This window comes from Lactobacillus sp. HMSC08B12 (assembly GCF_001808415.1).
Lineage (GTDB): Bacteria > Bacillota > Bacilli > Lactobacillales > Lactobacillaceae > Lactobacillus > Lactobacillus delbrueckii.
Genome location: NZ_KV793192.1, coordinates 1 through 13580 on the forward strand (window position 1 = coordinate 1; position 13580 = coordinate 13580).

14 protein-coding genes are annotated in these 13580 nt (G+C 52.7%); 1 reads left to right on the forward strand and 13 read right to left on the reverse strand.

Going from position 1 to position 13580, the window contains the following annotated elements:
• Positions 1–12: 12 nt before the first annotated feature.
• From HMPREF3168_RS07230 to HMPREF3168_RS07250, 5 genes are all read right to left on the reverse strand, one after another.
• Positions 13–372 (reverse strand): DUF3804 family protein, encoded by a 360-nt coding sequence (locus HMPREF3168_RS07230; protein ID WP_070489406.1) that lies wholly within the window; start codon positions 370–372, stop codon positions 13–15.
• The gene (locus tag HMPREF3168_RS09920; RefSeq protein WP_083289609.1) at positions 290–622 is read right to left on the reverse strand and encodes a zinc-ribbon domain-containing protein; all 333 of its coding nucleotides are present in this window, start codon (positions 620–622) and stop codon (positions 290–292) included. The genes HMPREF3168_RS07230 and HMPREF3168_RS09920 overlap by 83 nt, the downstream gene beginning before the upstream one ends.
• A gap of 136 nt (positions 623–758) precedes the next feature.
• Complete coding sequence (locus HMPREF3168_RS07240; protein ID WP_070489408.1) at positions 759–1556, reverse strand: metal ABC transporter permease; 798 nt, start codon at positions 1554–1556, stop codon at positions 759–761.
• Complete coding sequence (locus tag HMPREF3168_RS07245) at positions 1556–2209, reverse strand: metal ABC transporter ATP-binding protein (RefSeq protein WP_035171662.1); 654 nt, start codon at positions 2207–2209, stop codon at positions 1556–1558. Before HMPREF3168_RS07245 ends, HMPREF3168_RS07240 begins: the two co-directional genes overlap by 1 nt.
• A gap of 25 nt (positions 2210–2234) precedes the next feature.
• Positions 2235–3035, reverse strand: coding sequence for an HAD family hydrolase (locus HMPREF3168_RS07250; RefSeq protein ID WP_070489409.1), 801 nt, complete (start codon positions 3033–3035; stop codon positions 2235–2237).
• Between the two features lie 117 nt (positions 3036–3152).
• Between HMPREF3168_RS07250 and HMPREF3168_RS10180 the strand changes: the two genes are divergently transcribed.
• On the forward strand, positions 3153–3731 hold the full coding sequence (locus HMPREF3168_RS10180; protein ID WP_148129886.1) for a hypothetical protein: 579 nt from the start codon (positions 3153–3155) through the stop codon (positions 3729–3731).
• Here HMPREF3168_RS10180 and HMPREF3168_RS07260 read toward each other — a convergent pair.
• The 8 genes from HMPREF3168_RS07260 to HMPREF3168_RS07300 all read right to left on the reverse strand — a co-directional run bounded on the left by HMPREF3168_RS07260 (position 3699) and on the right by HMPREF3168_RS07300 (position 13481).
• Entirely contained in the window at positions 3699–5294 is a 1596-nt protein-coding gene (locus HMPREF3168_RS07260; RefSeq protein ID WP_070489414.1) for an NERD domain-containing protein, read from the reverse strand. The genes HMPREF3168_RS10180 and HMPREF3168_RS07260 overlap by 33 nt on opposite strands.
• Before the next feature lie 110 nt (positions 5295–5404).
• A complete protein-coding gene (locus HMPREF3168_RS07265) occupies positions 5405–7381 on the reverse strand; it encodes a PTS fructose transporter subunit IIABC (RefSeq protein WP_070489416.1) in 1977 nt (658 codons plus the stop codon).
• 48 nt (positions 7382–7429) lie between these two features.
• Entirely contained in the window at positions 7430–8344 is a 915-nt protein-coding gene (gene pfkB / locus HMPREF3168_RS07270; RefSeq protein WP_003613184.1) for a 1-phosphofructokinase, read from the reverse strand.
• On the reverse strand, positions 8344–9093 hold the full coding sequence (locus HMPREF3168_RS07275; protein ID WP_003613291.1) for a DeoR/GlpR family DNA-binding transcription regulator: 750 nt from the start codon (positions 9091–9093) through the stop codon (positions 8344–8346). Before HMPREF3168_RS07275 ends, pfkB begins: the two co-directional genes overlap by 1 nt.
• A gap of 162 nt (positions 9094–9255) precedes the next feature.
• Positions 9256–10005: an aspartate/glutamate racemase family protein gene (locus HMPREF3168_RS07285; RefSeq protein ID WP_003613284.1), complete on the reverse strand. Its 750-nt coding sequence runs from the start codon at positions 10003–10005 to the stop codon at positions 9256–9258.
• 13 nt (positions 10006–10018) lie between these two features.
• Entirely contained in the window at positions 10019–11569 is a 1551-nt protein-coding gene (locus HMPREF3168_RS07290; RefSeq protein ID WP_003613272.1) for a UDP-N-acetylmuramoyl-L-alanyl-D-glutamate--2,6-diaminopimelate ligase, read from the reverse strand.
• Between the two features lie 36 nt (positions 11570–11605).
• Positions 11606–12805 (reverse strand): sensor histidine kinase, encoded by a 1200-nt coding sequence (locus tag HMPREF3168_RS07295; protein WP_070489418.1) that lies wholly within the window; start codon positions 12803–12805, stop codon positions 11606–11608.
• A complete protein-coding gene (locus HMPREF3168_RS07300) occupies positions 12795–13481 on the reverse strand; it encodes a response regulator transcription factor CroR (protein WP_050952961.1) in 687 nt (228 codons plus the stop codon). Before HMPREF3168_RS07300 ends, HMPREF3168_RS07295 begins: the two co-directional genes overlap by 11 nt.
• Positions 13482–13580 lie beyond the last annotated feature (99 nt).

The following is a 13580-nucleotide window of genomic DNA, read 5'->3' on the forward strand; positions in this document are numbered from 1 at the left end:
AATTAATACTTTTTAACAGTCACAACCGTTTTGGTAAGTGTCAGTCACGCTGGTGTCATCCTTGTCACCGGTGTAAGAGAGCTTGTGGGTGACCGTGTAGTTGACGTAAGTCTTGCCGCTGCCGGCCAGGCTGGTAGACAGGACGCTGACGACTTCGTTGTAATTAGCGACTGAGTCAGAGTCGTCCCAGTTGTCGTGCAGCTTCTTGATGCTGAGGTAGCCGGTATTGCTGCTGCCGTTGACCCAGTCTTCGCTGTCATTGTCATCCCAAATGTCCTGGAGAAGGTCTTCAGCATCTTCGCTGTTGGCCTTGGTCTGGGTTGGCCTTGTAGTATTCCTGGAGAGGCTGCACGATTTGCTTATCCTTGGCATAGTATGCCTTGCCATAGCCGTAGCCGGCCAAAAGGACCAGCAAGACAGCCGCGGCGATCAAGATTTGCTTCTTCCACTTCCGGACCTGCTTGAGGTCGGCCCGCCTTTTGCCTGTTTTAGCTGGCTTAACGGGTTGAACTTGCTGAGTTGGCTGGCTTGATTGTGCCGGCTTAACTAACTTTGCCCCGCAATTGGCGCAGAAAGTAGCATTGGCCTGGTTTTTGGCGCCGCAGTTAGCGCAGTAGATCATTTTTACTTCCCCCTTTTTGATAAGAACTCTGTATGCTTAACTGGCAAAAAATGCTCTCAAGCCCAGTATTGCATAGGAAAATACAATTTTAGGCAAAAGAAAAGGAGCTCAAGAGCTCCTGAAATTCCATATTTGACTACGCCCGCTTCTTTCTGGCTTGGGTGAAGTAAACCAGCAGGTAAGCCGTTACCTCAATTACCGAAATGAAAAAGGTTACCGGCCAGTTGGTGATGTAGCCCAGGCACAGCCCGGCCCAGACCCCCAACAGGGCCAGGCCGACCGACCAGGCCAGCATGCTCGGAATCGACTTGCCCAAATAACGGGCCGTTGATGACGGCATGGTCAAAAGGACAAAGACCAGCATGGACCCGACCACCTGGGAGCCGATGGAAACCGCCATGGCCAAAGCCACCAGGAAGACCACCCCGACAAAGCCGGTATTGATGTGGTGGGCCGCTGCCCCGATATGGTCAAAGGAATCATAGTTTAGGGGCCGCTGGATGGCAAAAATGATCAATAAGACAACCACTGACAGGCCGACCAGCTGATAGACGCTGGATCTGGACACCCCGATAATGGATCCGAACAAAATGTTGGTCGCGTAGCTGCTGGCTGAGCTGGACAGGGACAAAAAGAGGATCCCCAGGCCGACGAAGAAGGCGGAAATCGCGGAAATCGACGACTCCTTCTGCTCAGTCTGCATGGACAATTCCCCGACCCCGATTGAACCCAGGAGGGCAAAAATCAGCATCCCCGTCAAAGGCTTCAGTCCCATCAAAATGGCAAAAGCCGCCCCGGCAAAGCCGATTTCCGACAGGGTGTGGGCCAGGAAACTGAAATTGCGGGCCACGACATAGACGCCCACCACCCCGCAGGTAATCGCGATAAAGGTGGCCGCCCAAAAAGCATTGCGCATGAATTCGTAGACAAACATCAGTTGAAACTCTCCTTAAAATCTTCCATCTTCCCCTGGCTGACCGTCCCGTCGCTTAAGTAAAGATAGTCCTTCATATAGCGCTTGGCCAAAGGAATGTCGTGGGTGACGAACAAGACCGTCATCTTGTGTTCATGGTTGAGGTGGGCGATCAGGCTCATCAATTCTTCCTTGGCTTTAGGGTCCAGGCTGGCCGTGGCTTCATCCAAAATGATGAAGTTCGGCTGGTCCAAGAGGGCCTGGGCCAGGTAGGCCCGCTGCTTCTGCCCGCCGGAAGCCTCCCCCATCCTGGTGTCCGCCAGGCCCTTCAAGTGGGTCTCCTGCAAAATATGGTTGACCTGGTCCTTAACCTTCTGGCTCTTCCAAAAAGGCGTGTTTAATTCGATAAAAGACTTGATCGACAAGGGATAGTCCGGGTCGATATTGCGGAACTGGGGCACATAGCCCACCTTTACGTCGTCAGCCAGCTCAAAATAGCCGTGACTGGGGCTCAGCATCCCTATCAGTATTCTGACCAGGGTGGTCTTCCCGGCCCCGTTAGGGCCCAAAAGAGCCGTCATGGACCCGGTCTCCAAGCTGAAATTGAGCTTTTTAAAAATCTCCTGGTCGTCGAACTTCATGCTCAAGTCCACGACCTGCAAAGCTTTACTCATTTACTTACCTCTAGTCTCAGTCTCTCTATATCTTCTTCAGCAAGTCCAGGACCTTGTCCTGGACTGCACTTTCATCGCTTGAGCCGATGATCCCGTTAGCCGCCCGCTTGGCTTCCGGCAAAGCCGTAGCTGTCGCGTAGCTCTGGCCCACGTATTGGAGCATGGCCACGTCGTTGCCCCCGTCGCCGAAGGCCACCATTTCGTCAGCCGGGATCCCGTAGCGCTTGCCCAAAAGCTTGAGGCCTACCGCCTTGTTCATGCCCAGCTTGCTGATGTCAACGGCTGAGTCGCTGCCGGCCACCATGTCCAGGCTCGGGAATTCCCGCTTGAGCTGCTGGGCAAAGGCTGATGATTCCCCTTCCCCGGTCGCCACAGTGAACTTGAAGATCCGGTCCTTGACGCTTTCGTAGTCGTCCACGGCTTTCAGTTCCTGGTAAAAAAGGTGGAGGTAGTTGTAAAACTCTTCCCCGTAGCTCTGCAAGGTGTAGGCGCTATTCACTCCGGCCAAGACAGTCGGGTGGTCCTGGCCGTACTTTTCCTTGATCTCGTGGATCGTGGCCAGTTCATCGCTGTTTAAGTCTACGATGTTGAGGATTTCCCGCCCCTTCAAGACATAGGCCCCGTTTTCAGCCACGAAGTAGAGCTGGCTGAGGTATTCTTTTGGAAAACGGGTAACCAGGTTTTCATACTGGTTGCCGCTAGCGATGACGAACTTGACCCCCTTTTCCCTGGCTAGGTCCATGATTTGCTTGAACTTGTCCAGGTCGTACTCCTTCTTGGAGTTGAGCCAAGTTCCGTCCATGTCAGTTGCAAGCAATTTAATCATTTTTTTCTTCCTTCCTAACTACTTTTTCGCTAAAAGATCTTTAACGTTATAGAATACCAAAATTTCGCCCTCCTTGCAAAATTACTGGCTCACGGGGGGCGGTGCGGGAGTTTGGATGTGGCTGCGGTAAAAATGGGGATAGTTTTGCGGGATTTGGATGTGGCTACGGTAAAAATGGGGATGGTTTTGCGGGAGTTTGGCTGTGGCTATGGTAAAAATGGGGACAGTTTTGCGGGATTTGGATGTGGCTACGGTAAAAACGGGGATGAGTTTGCGAGATTTGGCCCTGGCTGCGGTAAAAACGGGGATGGTTTTGCGGGATTTGGCTGTGGCTACGGTAAAAACGGGGATAGTTTTGCGGGATTTGGACGTGGCTGCGGTAAAAAAGGGGATGAGTTTGCGAAATTTGGCCATGGCTACGGTAAAAAGGGGGATAGTTCATCGCTTCGAGCCCCGTTTTTTACTGAACCACAGCCCTTTTTCGTTTTTCGAGCCCCGCTTTTTACTGAACCACGACCTTTTTTAATAATTTTAGCCCCGCTTTTTACTGAACCACGGCCTTTTTCAATAATTTTAACCCCGCTTTTTACTGAGCCACGGCCTTTTTCAATAATTTTAACCCCAGTTTTTACTGAACCACATGAACCTAAAAAAATAGAACACCTACTTCAAACAATCTCCGAAATTCTTTTCTAAAATTTTCTCAGCTTTCAGTTGCTCGGTTAGAGACAAATGCGAATTAGCAGAAATATTGGTTGAATATTTGTGCCATTCTCTTAAGGTCAACAGTTCCTCCGGCGAAAACTTATCAAAAGTGAAAGTTATCCCAACAATTTTATTCGCTTTGCCGCTCTTGACCACTTCGTAGCTCAAATTGCCAAAAAATGGTACCAGTTGAAGTACAGCAGGATTAATCTTATTCCTCATTACCTCATAATTCGAATAGCTATCCGGCACTGCCAGAATCTCCCGCAGCTGCTCAAAGGACACCTGGTAGCAGCCAGCTGCTGAAACTTGCAGTAGCTTGCGGAACAAAGTCTTGGCGTTGTTCAGGCTGATTCGGCGCAGCAATTGATAATTCCAGCAGGTGAAGTCCTTCGTGCAGCCGTTAAACAGGAATGAGTATTTCTTGCTAACGCTGACCGTCAATTTCTTATCTTCATACTTAGCCTTTTGAAAAAGCTTGCTCTGTTGCATGAACTCAGCCAATTCGCTTAACTGCTGATCCAGCCGCAAAAAATCACGCCCGCCATAGCCAGCCCCAGTCCGCAACTCACTTCGGGTCAGCTGGAGCATGCCGCACCCGAAACCATAAAGCCGGCCCACGATCAGCCACAACATATTCTGCTGCTTTCCGGTCAAGCCTGTGAGCGGATAATCATTTAACCGCCCATGATACGTCACGTTCTGCGCAAGCGGAATTCCAAGCCTGACAGCCTGGCTGATCTGTCTGGCTTTATCCAGATGCGCCTGCGTCAACTTAAAACGGACATTGGCTGGATAGGTCCGCCGATCAGGCAGGCGCTGGCTTTGAATCGCCTGCTCAATTGCCCGGATCTGCTGCTGATTCAGCAAGGCGAACCCGTCATTGCTCAAAAACAGGTTTAAGACCGACAGCTTGACCACCTGCGAACCAGCCCGCTGCAGATCCTCCTGGTTCTTCAGCTTGAAGTCATCATTCCCCAGCCGGTTGATCACCACCACAATCGTCTTAATAAAATTGGGACTGATCCCCATTGGCTGCAGGACTTGCGTCAACGCCTCCTTGTGGTAGCTAATCTGATCATAAATGCCCCGGCCCAGCCGGTTAAAGTCGAAAAGCTTCCCCGCAATTTTGCGCACCTTGACTTCAATACAATAAATGCCGGTACTGGTAATCACCAAATTATCAATTTGGTTGTCGCCAACTGGCCGATTTCTATCATATTTGCAGGGCAGAATCACATTATGAAAAACTGCCGCCGCGACGGACTTGACCGCTTGATCGACTAGCCACTCACCCGCCGCGCCTGCTAATAGATTTTCCGCATTCACCAACTGTTCCTGCGTCAAAGTCGCTGCCTGGGCCACCCCCAGCTGGTTATAGCTGACCAGCAAGCCGTTCAGCTCGCGCACCCCAGCCAAATTCTGATCAGAAAGCTGCCGGGTGTGGTCATAGTCCGGATTGATTAGCTGCTCAGCTGCCTGGGCCGATTGCACGACGGCGTCATTTTCAACTCCTTCACTGGCCAGGTACCAATTTGTCCATATTCGTTCCATAAGATTGCTCCTTTGCTTAGTCTCTCTACTGACTATTACACGAAAGAAGCGATTTTTACCTAAAAGAAAAAAGAACTCGGAAAAAATCCGAATTCTTTTATTTGAGAAAATTAGTTCTTTTGGTCAATTGGTTTCTTCCAGAAGCCCATCATCAAAGCAGCCACGATTGAGCCGACAGCTACGGCGCCCAGGTAGCCCAGCCAGTTGCTGGACAAAGCAATAACCCAGAAACCACCGTGAGGTGCTGGCACGCCGACGTGCCACAGACCTACCAGGGCCCCGCCGACAGCACTGCCGACGATTGATGAAACGATAACGTGCAGCGGGTCAGCACTGGCAAATGGAATAGCCCCTTCAGTGATGAAGGAGAAGCCCAGGATCCAGTTGGAAACACCGGCCCGGCGTTCATCTTCAGTAAACTTGTTCTTGAAGAAAGTAGTCGCGATAGCAGTCGCGAATGGTGCTACCATACCACCAACCATAACGGCAGCCATCAAGATAGCTGAGGTCTTGGAAGTCGGGTCGTTGGCGAAGGCACCTGAAGCGAAGACGTAAGCGGCCTTGTTGAAAGGACCACCCATGTCGATACTCATCATGCCGGCCAGGATCGTGGTCAAGAGAACCAGGTTGCCAGTGCCCATGCCGTTCAAGAAGTTGGTGATAACCCCGTTCAAGGCACCGAAGACCGGGTTGATGATGTAGTACATGATCAAGGCTACGAAGAGCAGACCAAAGATTGGGTAGAGCAACATTGGCTTCATACCTTCAACGTTCTTCGGCAGCTTAGCGAAGAGCTTCTTGAGGCCCAAGATCAGGTAACCGGCGATGAAACCGATGGCAATCCCGCCCAGGAAGCCGGCTGGTGAAGCAGCCTTGGCGTTGGCGTTAACAGCGTAAGAGCCACCCAAGGAAGAGTTGGCGATTGAGGCCATGAAACCACCGACGAAACCTGGCATCAAGGCTGGCAGGTCACCGATTGATTCAGCGATGTAGCCGGCCAGAACCGGAACCATGAAGGCGAAGGCCAGGTTACCAGCACTGTTCAAGAAGATGAAGGCCGGGCTCTTGGCGCCACCCATGTATTGTTCAACCAGGAAGGAGATGGCCATCAAGATACCGCCACCGATAACGAACGGAAGCATGTGGGAAATACCGCTCATCAAGTGCCGGTAGATGGTTGACCATACGCTGCCGTCGCTTGCAGCTGAGCTTTCACTGGCTTCACCAGCTTCTGCATGGTAAACGCTGCCCTTGCCGGACAGGATCTCGTCAATCAGTTGGTCTGGCTTGTTGATCCCGTCAACAACCGGGTGCTTGACCAGTTGCTTGCCGTCAAAGCGGGCCATCTTGACCTGCTTGTCGGAAGCGATGATAACACCCTTAGCCCGCTTGATTTCGTCAGCAGTCAGTTCGTGCTTAACGCCTTCTGAACCGTTGGTTTCAATCCGGACTTCAACGCCGCGCTTTTCACCGGCCTTGATCAGGGCTTCTTCAGCCATGTAAGTGTGGGCGATCCCGTTGATGCAGGCAGTAACGCCGACGATCAATGGCTTTTCGTCACTAGCTGCCTTAGCTTCCGCTTCCTTCTTAGCGGCCAGCTTGGCTTCGCGTTCAGCGTCTTCCTTGTCCTTGTCAGCTTCTGCCTGGCTGAAGAGGTCGATAACTTCGTCAGCCGTCTTAGCTGCCTTCAGCTTTTCAACCAGGTCAGGGTTGATCAAGAGGCTGCTCAGCTTAGCCAGGGCTTGCAAGTGGGTGTTGTCCGCACCGGCTGGGGCAGTGATCATGAAGAAGAGGTGGACTGGCTGCTGGTCTAATGAGTCGTAGTCCACGCCCTTTTCACTCTTGGCAAAAAGCACCCGGGCCTTGTTAATGTATTCGTTTCTGGCGTGAGGCATGGCAATCCCGCCGCCGATCCCGGTAGTGGATTCCTTTTCCCGGGCCCAGATAGATTCAACGAACTTTTCCTTGTTGTTGACGATACCCGTAGCTACTTCCAAGTCGGCCATTTCGTTGATGGCCTCATCCTTGGTGGTAGCCTGCAAATCCATAATCATGGACTCTGGGTTCAAAATATCTTTAATCCGCATCTCGTTTTCCTCAGTTACTAAAAAATACTCTGTTACTTCTTATTCCCTTTATTCAACGACGTCAATCTTGATTTGCGGCAATACGGCGTCGATTTGACTCTTGATCGCGATGTCTTCAGTGAAAGCCGTTGCCCCGCCGCAGGCGCTGCCGACCCGGAGGCCTTCAGCCGCGTCGTGCTTTTCAAACCAGGTGCCGACGAAACCGGCAATCATGGAGTCCCCGGCGCCAACTGAGTTGACCGCCGTGCCCGTGGCCGCGTTGGCGTGGTAGACGTGGTCAGCAGTTACCAGGTAAGCACCTTCGCCAGCCATGGAGATCATGACGTTTTGCGCACCCAGCTTCTGCAGCTTCTTGGCTGCTTCCAGCATGTCGGCAGTTGATGAGAAGCTGGTGTCAAAGAGGTCAGCCAGTTCGTGGTGGTTTGGCTTGATAACCAATGGATTGAACTTCAAAGTACGCAGCAGGGCTTCGCCAGTCGTGTCAACGACGAATTCCGCCCCCTTTTCCCGGATCAGCGGCAAAAGGCTTTCGTAGAAGTCAGTTGGCAGGCTTGGAGCCAGGCTGCCGCTCAAAACAACGACATCACCTGCTTCCAGGTCGTCCAGGCGGGACTTGAAGGCTGCGACTTCCTGGTCGGTAATGTCCGGGCCAGCCGCGTTGATTTCAGTTTCTTCCTGGGCGTGGATCTTAACGTTCACCCGGGTGTCGTCGCTGATTCTTACGAAGTCGCTGCTGATCTTCTTGACGTTCAATTGGCGGATCAATTCTTCGCCGGTAAAGCCGCCGACAAAGCCCCAGGCAGTGTTGTCCACGCCTAATTGGTTAAGAATCTGGGAAACGTTGATCCCCTTGCCCCCAGCTAAGAACTGGGTGTCGCTTGACCGGTTGGTCTCCCCGTCCTTGACTTCTGGCAGTTGCAGAACGTAGTCCAAAGCTGGGTTGACAGTCACGGTGTAAATCATTATTTAGCCTCCTCAAGTTGAATATTTACTGGCAATTTCTCCCGGTCGCCAGCCTCCAGGCGGCTGATGATGGTCACCTGGTCGGTCTTGGCGAATTCGGCAAAAGTTACCGCGTTAAATTTGCTGCGGTCGATTAAAACGAAAGCCTGCTGGCTTTGCTGGATAGCCGTCCTTTTCACGGCAGCTTCCTCAGTGTCCGGCGTGGTTAAAAAGCCGGCCGGGCTCAGGGCGTTGGCCCCAATGAAAGCCGCGTTGAAGTTCAGCTCCTGCAGGCGGGAGACAGTGGCCGCGCCAATGGCCGCGTGGGTCTGCCGCTTGACATGGCCGCCTAAAAGGCAGCAGTCAATTCCAGCGTCAGTCAAGGCCAGGGCCGTTTCCAGCCCGTTGGTCACCACGTGCAGGCCGCTGATCTCTTTTAAAAAGGGAACCATTTCATAAATGGTCGTCCCCGCGTCTAAAAAGAGATAGTCGTGCGGGTGGACCTTCCTGGCGGCCAGGCGGGCAATAGCCAGCTTGTCATCCTTGTTCAGATTGAAGCGGATCTGCTGGGCCACATCCTGGCCAAAAGTCTGCAGGCTCTGCGCTCCGCCGTGGACCCGTTTAAGCAGGCCCCGGTCTTCCATTTCACTCAGATCGCGTCTGATCGTCGACTCGGATGTCGAGGTCAAGCGGCAAAGTTCCGTTACGCGGCAAATCTGATGTTCGTCTACATAATGGGCAATCATTTGTTGCCGCTCTTCCGTCAGCATCTTTATCTTACCTCGTTATCTATTGTGAAGGCTTTCTCAGTCAAAAGCAATCATTTTCCATCAAAAATGAGCGATTTTCCTAAAAAATTGACTTTTTTTGACCAAAACATACTTAAAATTAGCCAGGCAAGCAAAAAAGACCAGGAAACCCTGCTCTTTTATTTAGTCATATAGATATTTCTGGCAGGCCTGGCGGGGATCTTGCCCGTTCCTGATCGCCAGAGCCAGTTCGATCGACACGTCAGCGATGATCGACTGGGGGTCGATAACCTGGTAGGGGTGGTCCGGCGCCTGCTCCTGGGCTAAGGAAAGTTCCGTGCAGCCCAGCAGGATCACGTCGCAGCCATATTCGTCGTGCATCTTGCGGAGGATCTCATGGTAGAGCTCCTTGTCGACGATCCCCTTCTCCTTGATGTCCCGGTAGATCAATTCCGTCACCATCGGCTGGATCTCGGGACCGCCGAATTCGACTTCCCGTCCCACCCGGTGGATCTCGTCTTCATAAAGGTGGTCGTAAATTGACCCTTCAGTCGCGATCAAGCCGATCTTGGGACTGTTTGGGAACTGGTCGACATATTGGTGCACGGCAATCCGCATCATGTGCAGGAAGGGAATGTCGGTCAAGGCCGCCAGGTCGTCATAAAAGTAGTGGGCCGTGTTGCAGGGCATGACCATGAAGTCCGGCCCCAGCTTGGCCTGGCCTAAAACATCTTCTTTAAGCGCATTGAAAAAATTCGGCTGGCTGTGGTCCTTGATGTAGGCCGTCCGGTCTGGCACCTGGGCATCATTGACCAGGATGTAGTTCAAGTAGTCCTGGTCCTTGCTGATCTTGACCCGGTGGTTGATCAAGCGGACATAGCTTTCGGTCGCAATGGTCCCCATCCCGCCAATAATGCTAAAGAAATGCTTCACTAAATATCAATCCTTACTTTTCTAATTCCTGGACCACCTGCCGGGCGATAACAATATCGCCGGCATATGGGGTGTCTACCCCGCGGATCTTCTGGAAGGCGTCAGCCCCCTTGCCGCAGAGCAGGACCACGTCGTTCGGGCCAGCTTCGGAAATGGCTTCCTTGATGGCCTTCTCCCGGTCCAGTTCGATAACCGTTTCACACTTGGAGTGGTCGATCCCGGCATCGATTTCCTCGCAGATGTCCTGGGCATTTTCAAAGCCAGGGTCGTCCGTGGTCAGGTAGGCCTTGTCAGCTTCCGCCGTCAAGCTTTCACTGAAGCCCGGCCGGCGGGAAATTCCCTTGTCCCCAGGCGCGCCGACCACGACGATAACCCGGGGGTTGGTGAATTCCCGGCGCATGAACCGCATCAAGGCCAGCATGGAGGCCTTGTTGTGGGCATAGTCTACCACAATCAAGCCGTGCTTTTGGGTCGTGACGGTTTCCATCCGGCCTGGGATGGTCACGTGCCGGATCCCCTTGGCGCAGTCTTCATAGCTCATCCCGGCCAGGCCAGCCCCGATGATGGCGCCGGTAGCGTTGGTTTCGTTGAAGTCGCCGATCATCTGCAGAGTGTATTCACCAGAGATTGGCAGCTTGTGGGCCTTGCTTGAAGCCGTAGTCAAGGTGAACTTGGTTTCAGCCAGGTCAGTTTCCACGGACTTGTAGCGGAAGTCGATCGGCTTCTTCAGATCCGGATTTTCAAAGCCGTCCCGGGCAAACAGGTAGATGCTGTCCGGGTTGGTCGTGGTCGTTGCTGCCGCGTAAACATCAGCGAAACGGTCGGTTTCCGCGTTGATGATGCACTTGCGGGAGTTAACCAAAAGCTGCAGCTTGCAGTGGAGGTAGTCCTCAAAGTTCGGGTGCTCGTTGACCCCGATGTGGTCCGGGGTGATGTTCAGGAAGAAGCCCAGGTCGTAGGTCAGGCCAAAGACCCGGTTCTTCTTGTAGGCTTGGGATGACACTTCCATAACCATGTGGGTCATGCCGTTGTCAACTGCCCGCCGCATGTCTCTGAACAAGTCCAGTGATTCCGGCGTGGTCAGGCTGGACTTGAAGGTGTCTTCCGGAGCCGGCCCGAGGATGTTGTCGACTGAGGACAAAAGAGCAGTCCGGCCACCGTTGAGCTGGTCCAGCATCCCCTTTAAGAAGTAGGCGGAAGTGGTCTTGCCCTTGGTCCCGGTAAAGCCAACCAGGAAGAGGTCGTCTTGCGGGAAGCGGTAGAAGGCAGCTGACAAAAGGGCCATCGCCTTGGACACGTTGCGGACGATCAAGGCGTGCATCCCCGTGCCTTCCGGGTATGGCTGCTCAGCCACGTAGGCAATTGCCCCGTTTTCCTTGGCCATGGTCAGGTAGGTTGGCCGGAAGCCCGCCCCCTTGCAGAAGAAGAGGCTGTTGTTCTGGACATCGCGTGAGTCATAAGAAACAGCCTCCATTCTGGTCTGGACAGTGTCCTGGACGGCACTAGACTTGAGCAGGTGGTGTTCTTTTAAGATTAAAATACAAGTGTTTAATGAGATGTTCATTTTTACTCCTCACTGTCAATTAAGTTTCAGTTCAAATTATACCACAGGTCTAAGATTTGCCTGGGGATCCCGGGGCAAGAGAATGATGAAACTGGTCCAATCCTTGTTTGATTCACAGCGGATCGTCCCCCCGTGCAGCTCGACGCCCCCCTGGACGATGGACAGGCCTAAGCCCGTGCCCCCAGTCTTGGTATTGCGCGAGCTTTCCACCCGGTAGAAGCGGTCAAAAATCTTCTTCAATTTGTCCTTGGGAATCGGTTCCCCGTTATTCTCAACCCGCAGCTCAACCTGCTCGTGGTTGATCAGGTTGGCCACCAGGTTGATCCGGCTGGCCCCAGCCGCGTACTTTAAGGCATTGGAGATCAAGTTGTTGTAGACCCGGATCAGCTTTTCCACGTCGGCGTTGACGATTAAGTCATCCGGCCGGGCCTTGACGCTAAAGGCAATGCCCTTCTTCTCCGCTTCCAGCTCAAAGCCGGCCGCCACCTGCTCCATCATGCCCTTGATATTGATCGGGGTCACGTTCAGCTTGGTCTTGGTCGACTTCAAGGTGGTGTACTCGAAAAGGTCATTGGCCAGGGACTTCATCTGCTCAGCCTTGTCATAGGCGATATTGATGTACTTGAGCATGTCCTCCTGGCTGGTCACGGCCCCGTTCTTCAGCAGGCCCAGGTAGCCGATGATGCTGGTCAAAGGGGTCCGGATATCGTGGGAAACATTGGTGATCAGTTCGTCTTTCGACTGCTCGATCGCCTTTTCTTCATTGATCGCCCCCACGGTTGAGTCGACCAGGGAGTTGATCGAATCGATCACCTTCTGCATGTCGTTGTTGACGCTGAAGGAAATCCGGTGGTCAAAGTGGCCGTTAGCAATATAGTGCAATTCGGAAATGATGTGCCGCAGCTGCATTTGGTGGTAGCGGCGGATTAAGCGCCAGTACAAGACGATGACGTCAGCGATCCCCATCAAAATGATCCCGATTCTTTCCCAGGACCAGATATGGTAGCCCGGTCCGATCGTCATGGTTTTTTTCAAAAAATAAATGCCGTTGACCAGGCTCTTGTCCTGCAGGACCGCCAAATGGTAGAGGATGATGACGGACATGTTCAAGAGCAGCATGATGATGACCGTCACCACGCCTTCGGCAAAAAGCTCGCTCTTCTCAGCCGCGGTCAGCTTGACCCGGGGCCGCTTGCCCTGGACGACTTGTTTTTCTTTGTCTTGCTTAGGCTTCAACCTTGTAACCTACACCCCACACAGTCTTGATGACTTCTTCGCCGTCGGTGGCCTTCTGGATCTTGTCCCGCAAGTGGGAAACGTGAACCATGACCGTCTTGGCGCTGACAATGGACTCTTGCTGCCAAACCCGCTCGAAGATCTCATCAGCTGAGAAGACCCGGTTGGGGTGGCTAGCCAAAAGGTAAAGAATGCCGAATTCCAGGGCTGTCAGTTGGATTTCCTTGCCTTCAACCGTCTTGACCTCATGGGAGTCCTTGTTGATGATCAAAGGCCCGACTTCCAAAACGTCAGGCTGCTCTTCCTTGACCTGCTTCCGGCTGCGGCGCAAAAGGGACCGAACCCGGGCCATGACTTCCAGGGGGTTGAAAGGCTTGGAAACGTAGTCGTCGGCCCCGGTGATCAAGCCCTGGATCTTATCCATGTCGCCGGTCTTGGCGCTGACGATGATGATCGGAATGTCAGAATCCTTGCGAACTTCCTTGACCACATCGATGCCTGACAGGTTCGGCATCATCACGTCCAGAATCATCAAGGCGATATCTGGCGTGGTTGAGAGCTTGGTCAAAGCTTCCTTGCCATTGTAGGCGGCAATCGGCTCATAGCCTTCGTTCTTCAAATAAATGCTTAAGAGTTCCACGATTTCGTGGTCATCATCGACAACGAGAATTTTCATTTGCAAAACCTCTTCTATTCCAAACTTATCTATCCTGTATTGTACCTTTTATTTTAACCAATATACCAAAAAGAGCGTACTTTGACGTACGCTCTGACT

Bases quoted from the DNA above. Each gene is read 5' to 3' on its own strand.
- HMPREF3168_RS07230 (WP_070489406.1), bottom strand. From the start codon at position 372: ATGCCAAGGATAAGCAAATCGTGCAGCCTCTCCAGGAATACTACAAGG.
- HMPREF3168_RS09920 (WP_083289609.1), bottom strand. From the start codon at position 622: ATGATCTACTGCGCTAACTGCGGCGCCAAAAACCAGGCCAATGCTACT.
- HMPREF3168_RS07240 (WP_070489408.1), bottom strand. From the start codon at position 1,556: ATGTTTGTCTACGAATTCATGCGCAATGCTTTTTGGGCGGCCACCTTT.
- HMPREF3168_RS07245 (WP_035171662.1), bottom strand. From the start codon at position 2,209: ATGAGTAAAGCTTTGCAGGTCGTGGACTTGAGCATGAAGTTCGACGAC.
- HMPREF3168_RS07250 (WP_070489409.1), bottom strand. From the start codon at position 3,035: ATGATTAAATTGCTTGCAACTGACATGGACGGAACTTGGCTCAACTCC.
- HMPREF3168_RS07260 (WP_070489414.1), bottom strand. From the start codon at position 5,294: ATGGAACGAATATGGACAAATTGGTACCTGGCCAGTGAAGGAGTTGAA.
- HMPREF3168_RS07265 (WP_070489416.1), bottom strand. From the start codon at position 7,381: ATGCGGATTAAAGATATTTTGAACCCAGAGTCCATGATTATGGATTTG.
- pfkB (WP_003613184.1), bottom strand. From the start codon at position 8,344: ATGATTTACACCGTGACTGTCAACCCAGCTTTGGACTACGTTCTGCAA.
- HMPREF3168_RS07275 (WP_003613291.1), bottom strand. From the start codon at position 9,093: ATGCTGACGGAAGAGCGGCAACAAATGATTGCCCATTATGTAGACGAA.
- HMPREF3168_RS07290 (WP_003613272.1), bottom strand. From the start codon at position 11,569: ATGAACATCTCATTAAACACTTGTATTTTAATCTTAAAAGAACACCAC.
- HMPREF3168_RS07300 (WP_050952961.1), bottom strand. From the start codon at position 13,481: ATGAAAATTCTCGTTGTCGATGATGACCACGAAATCGTGGAACTCTTA.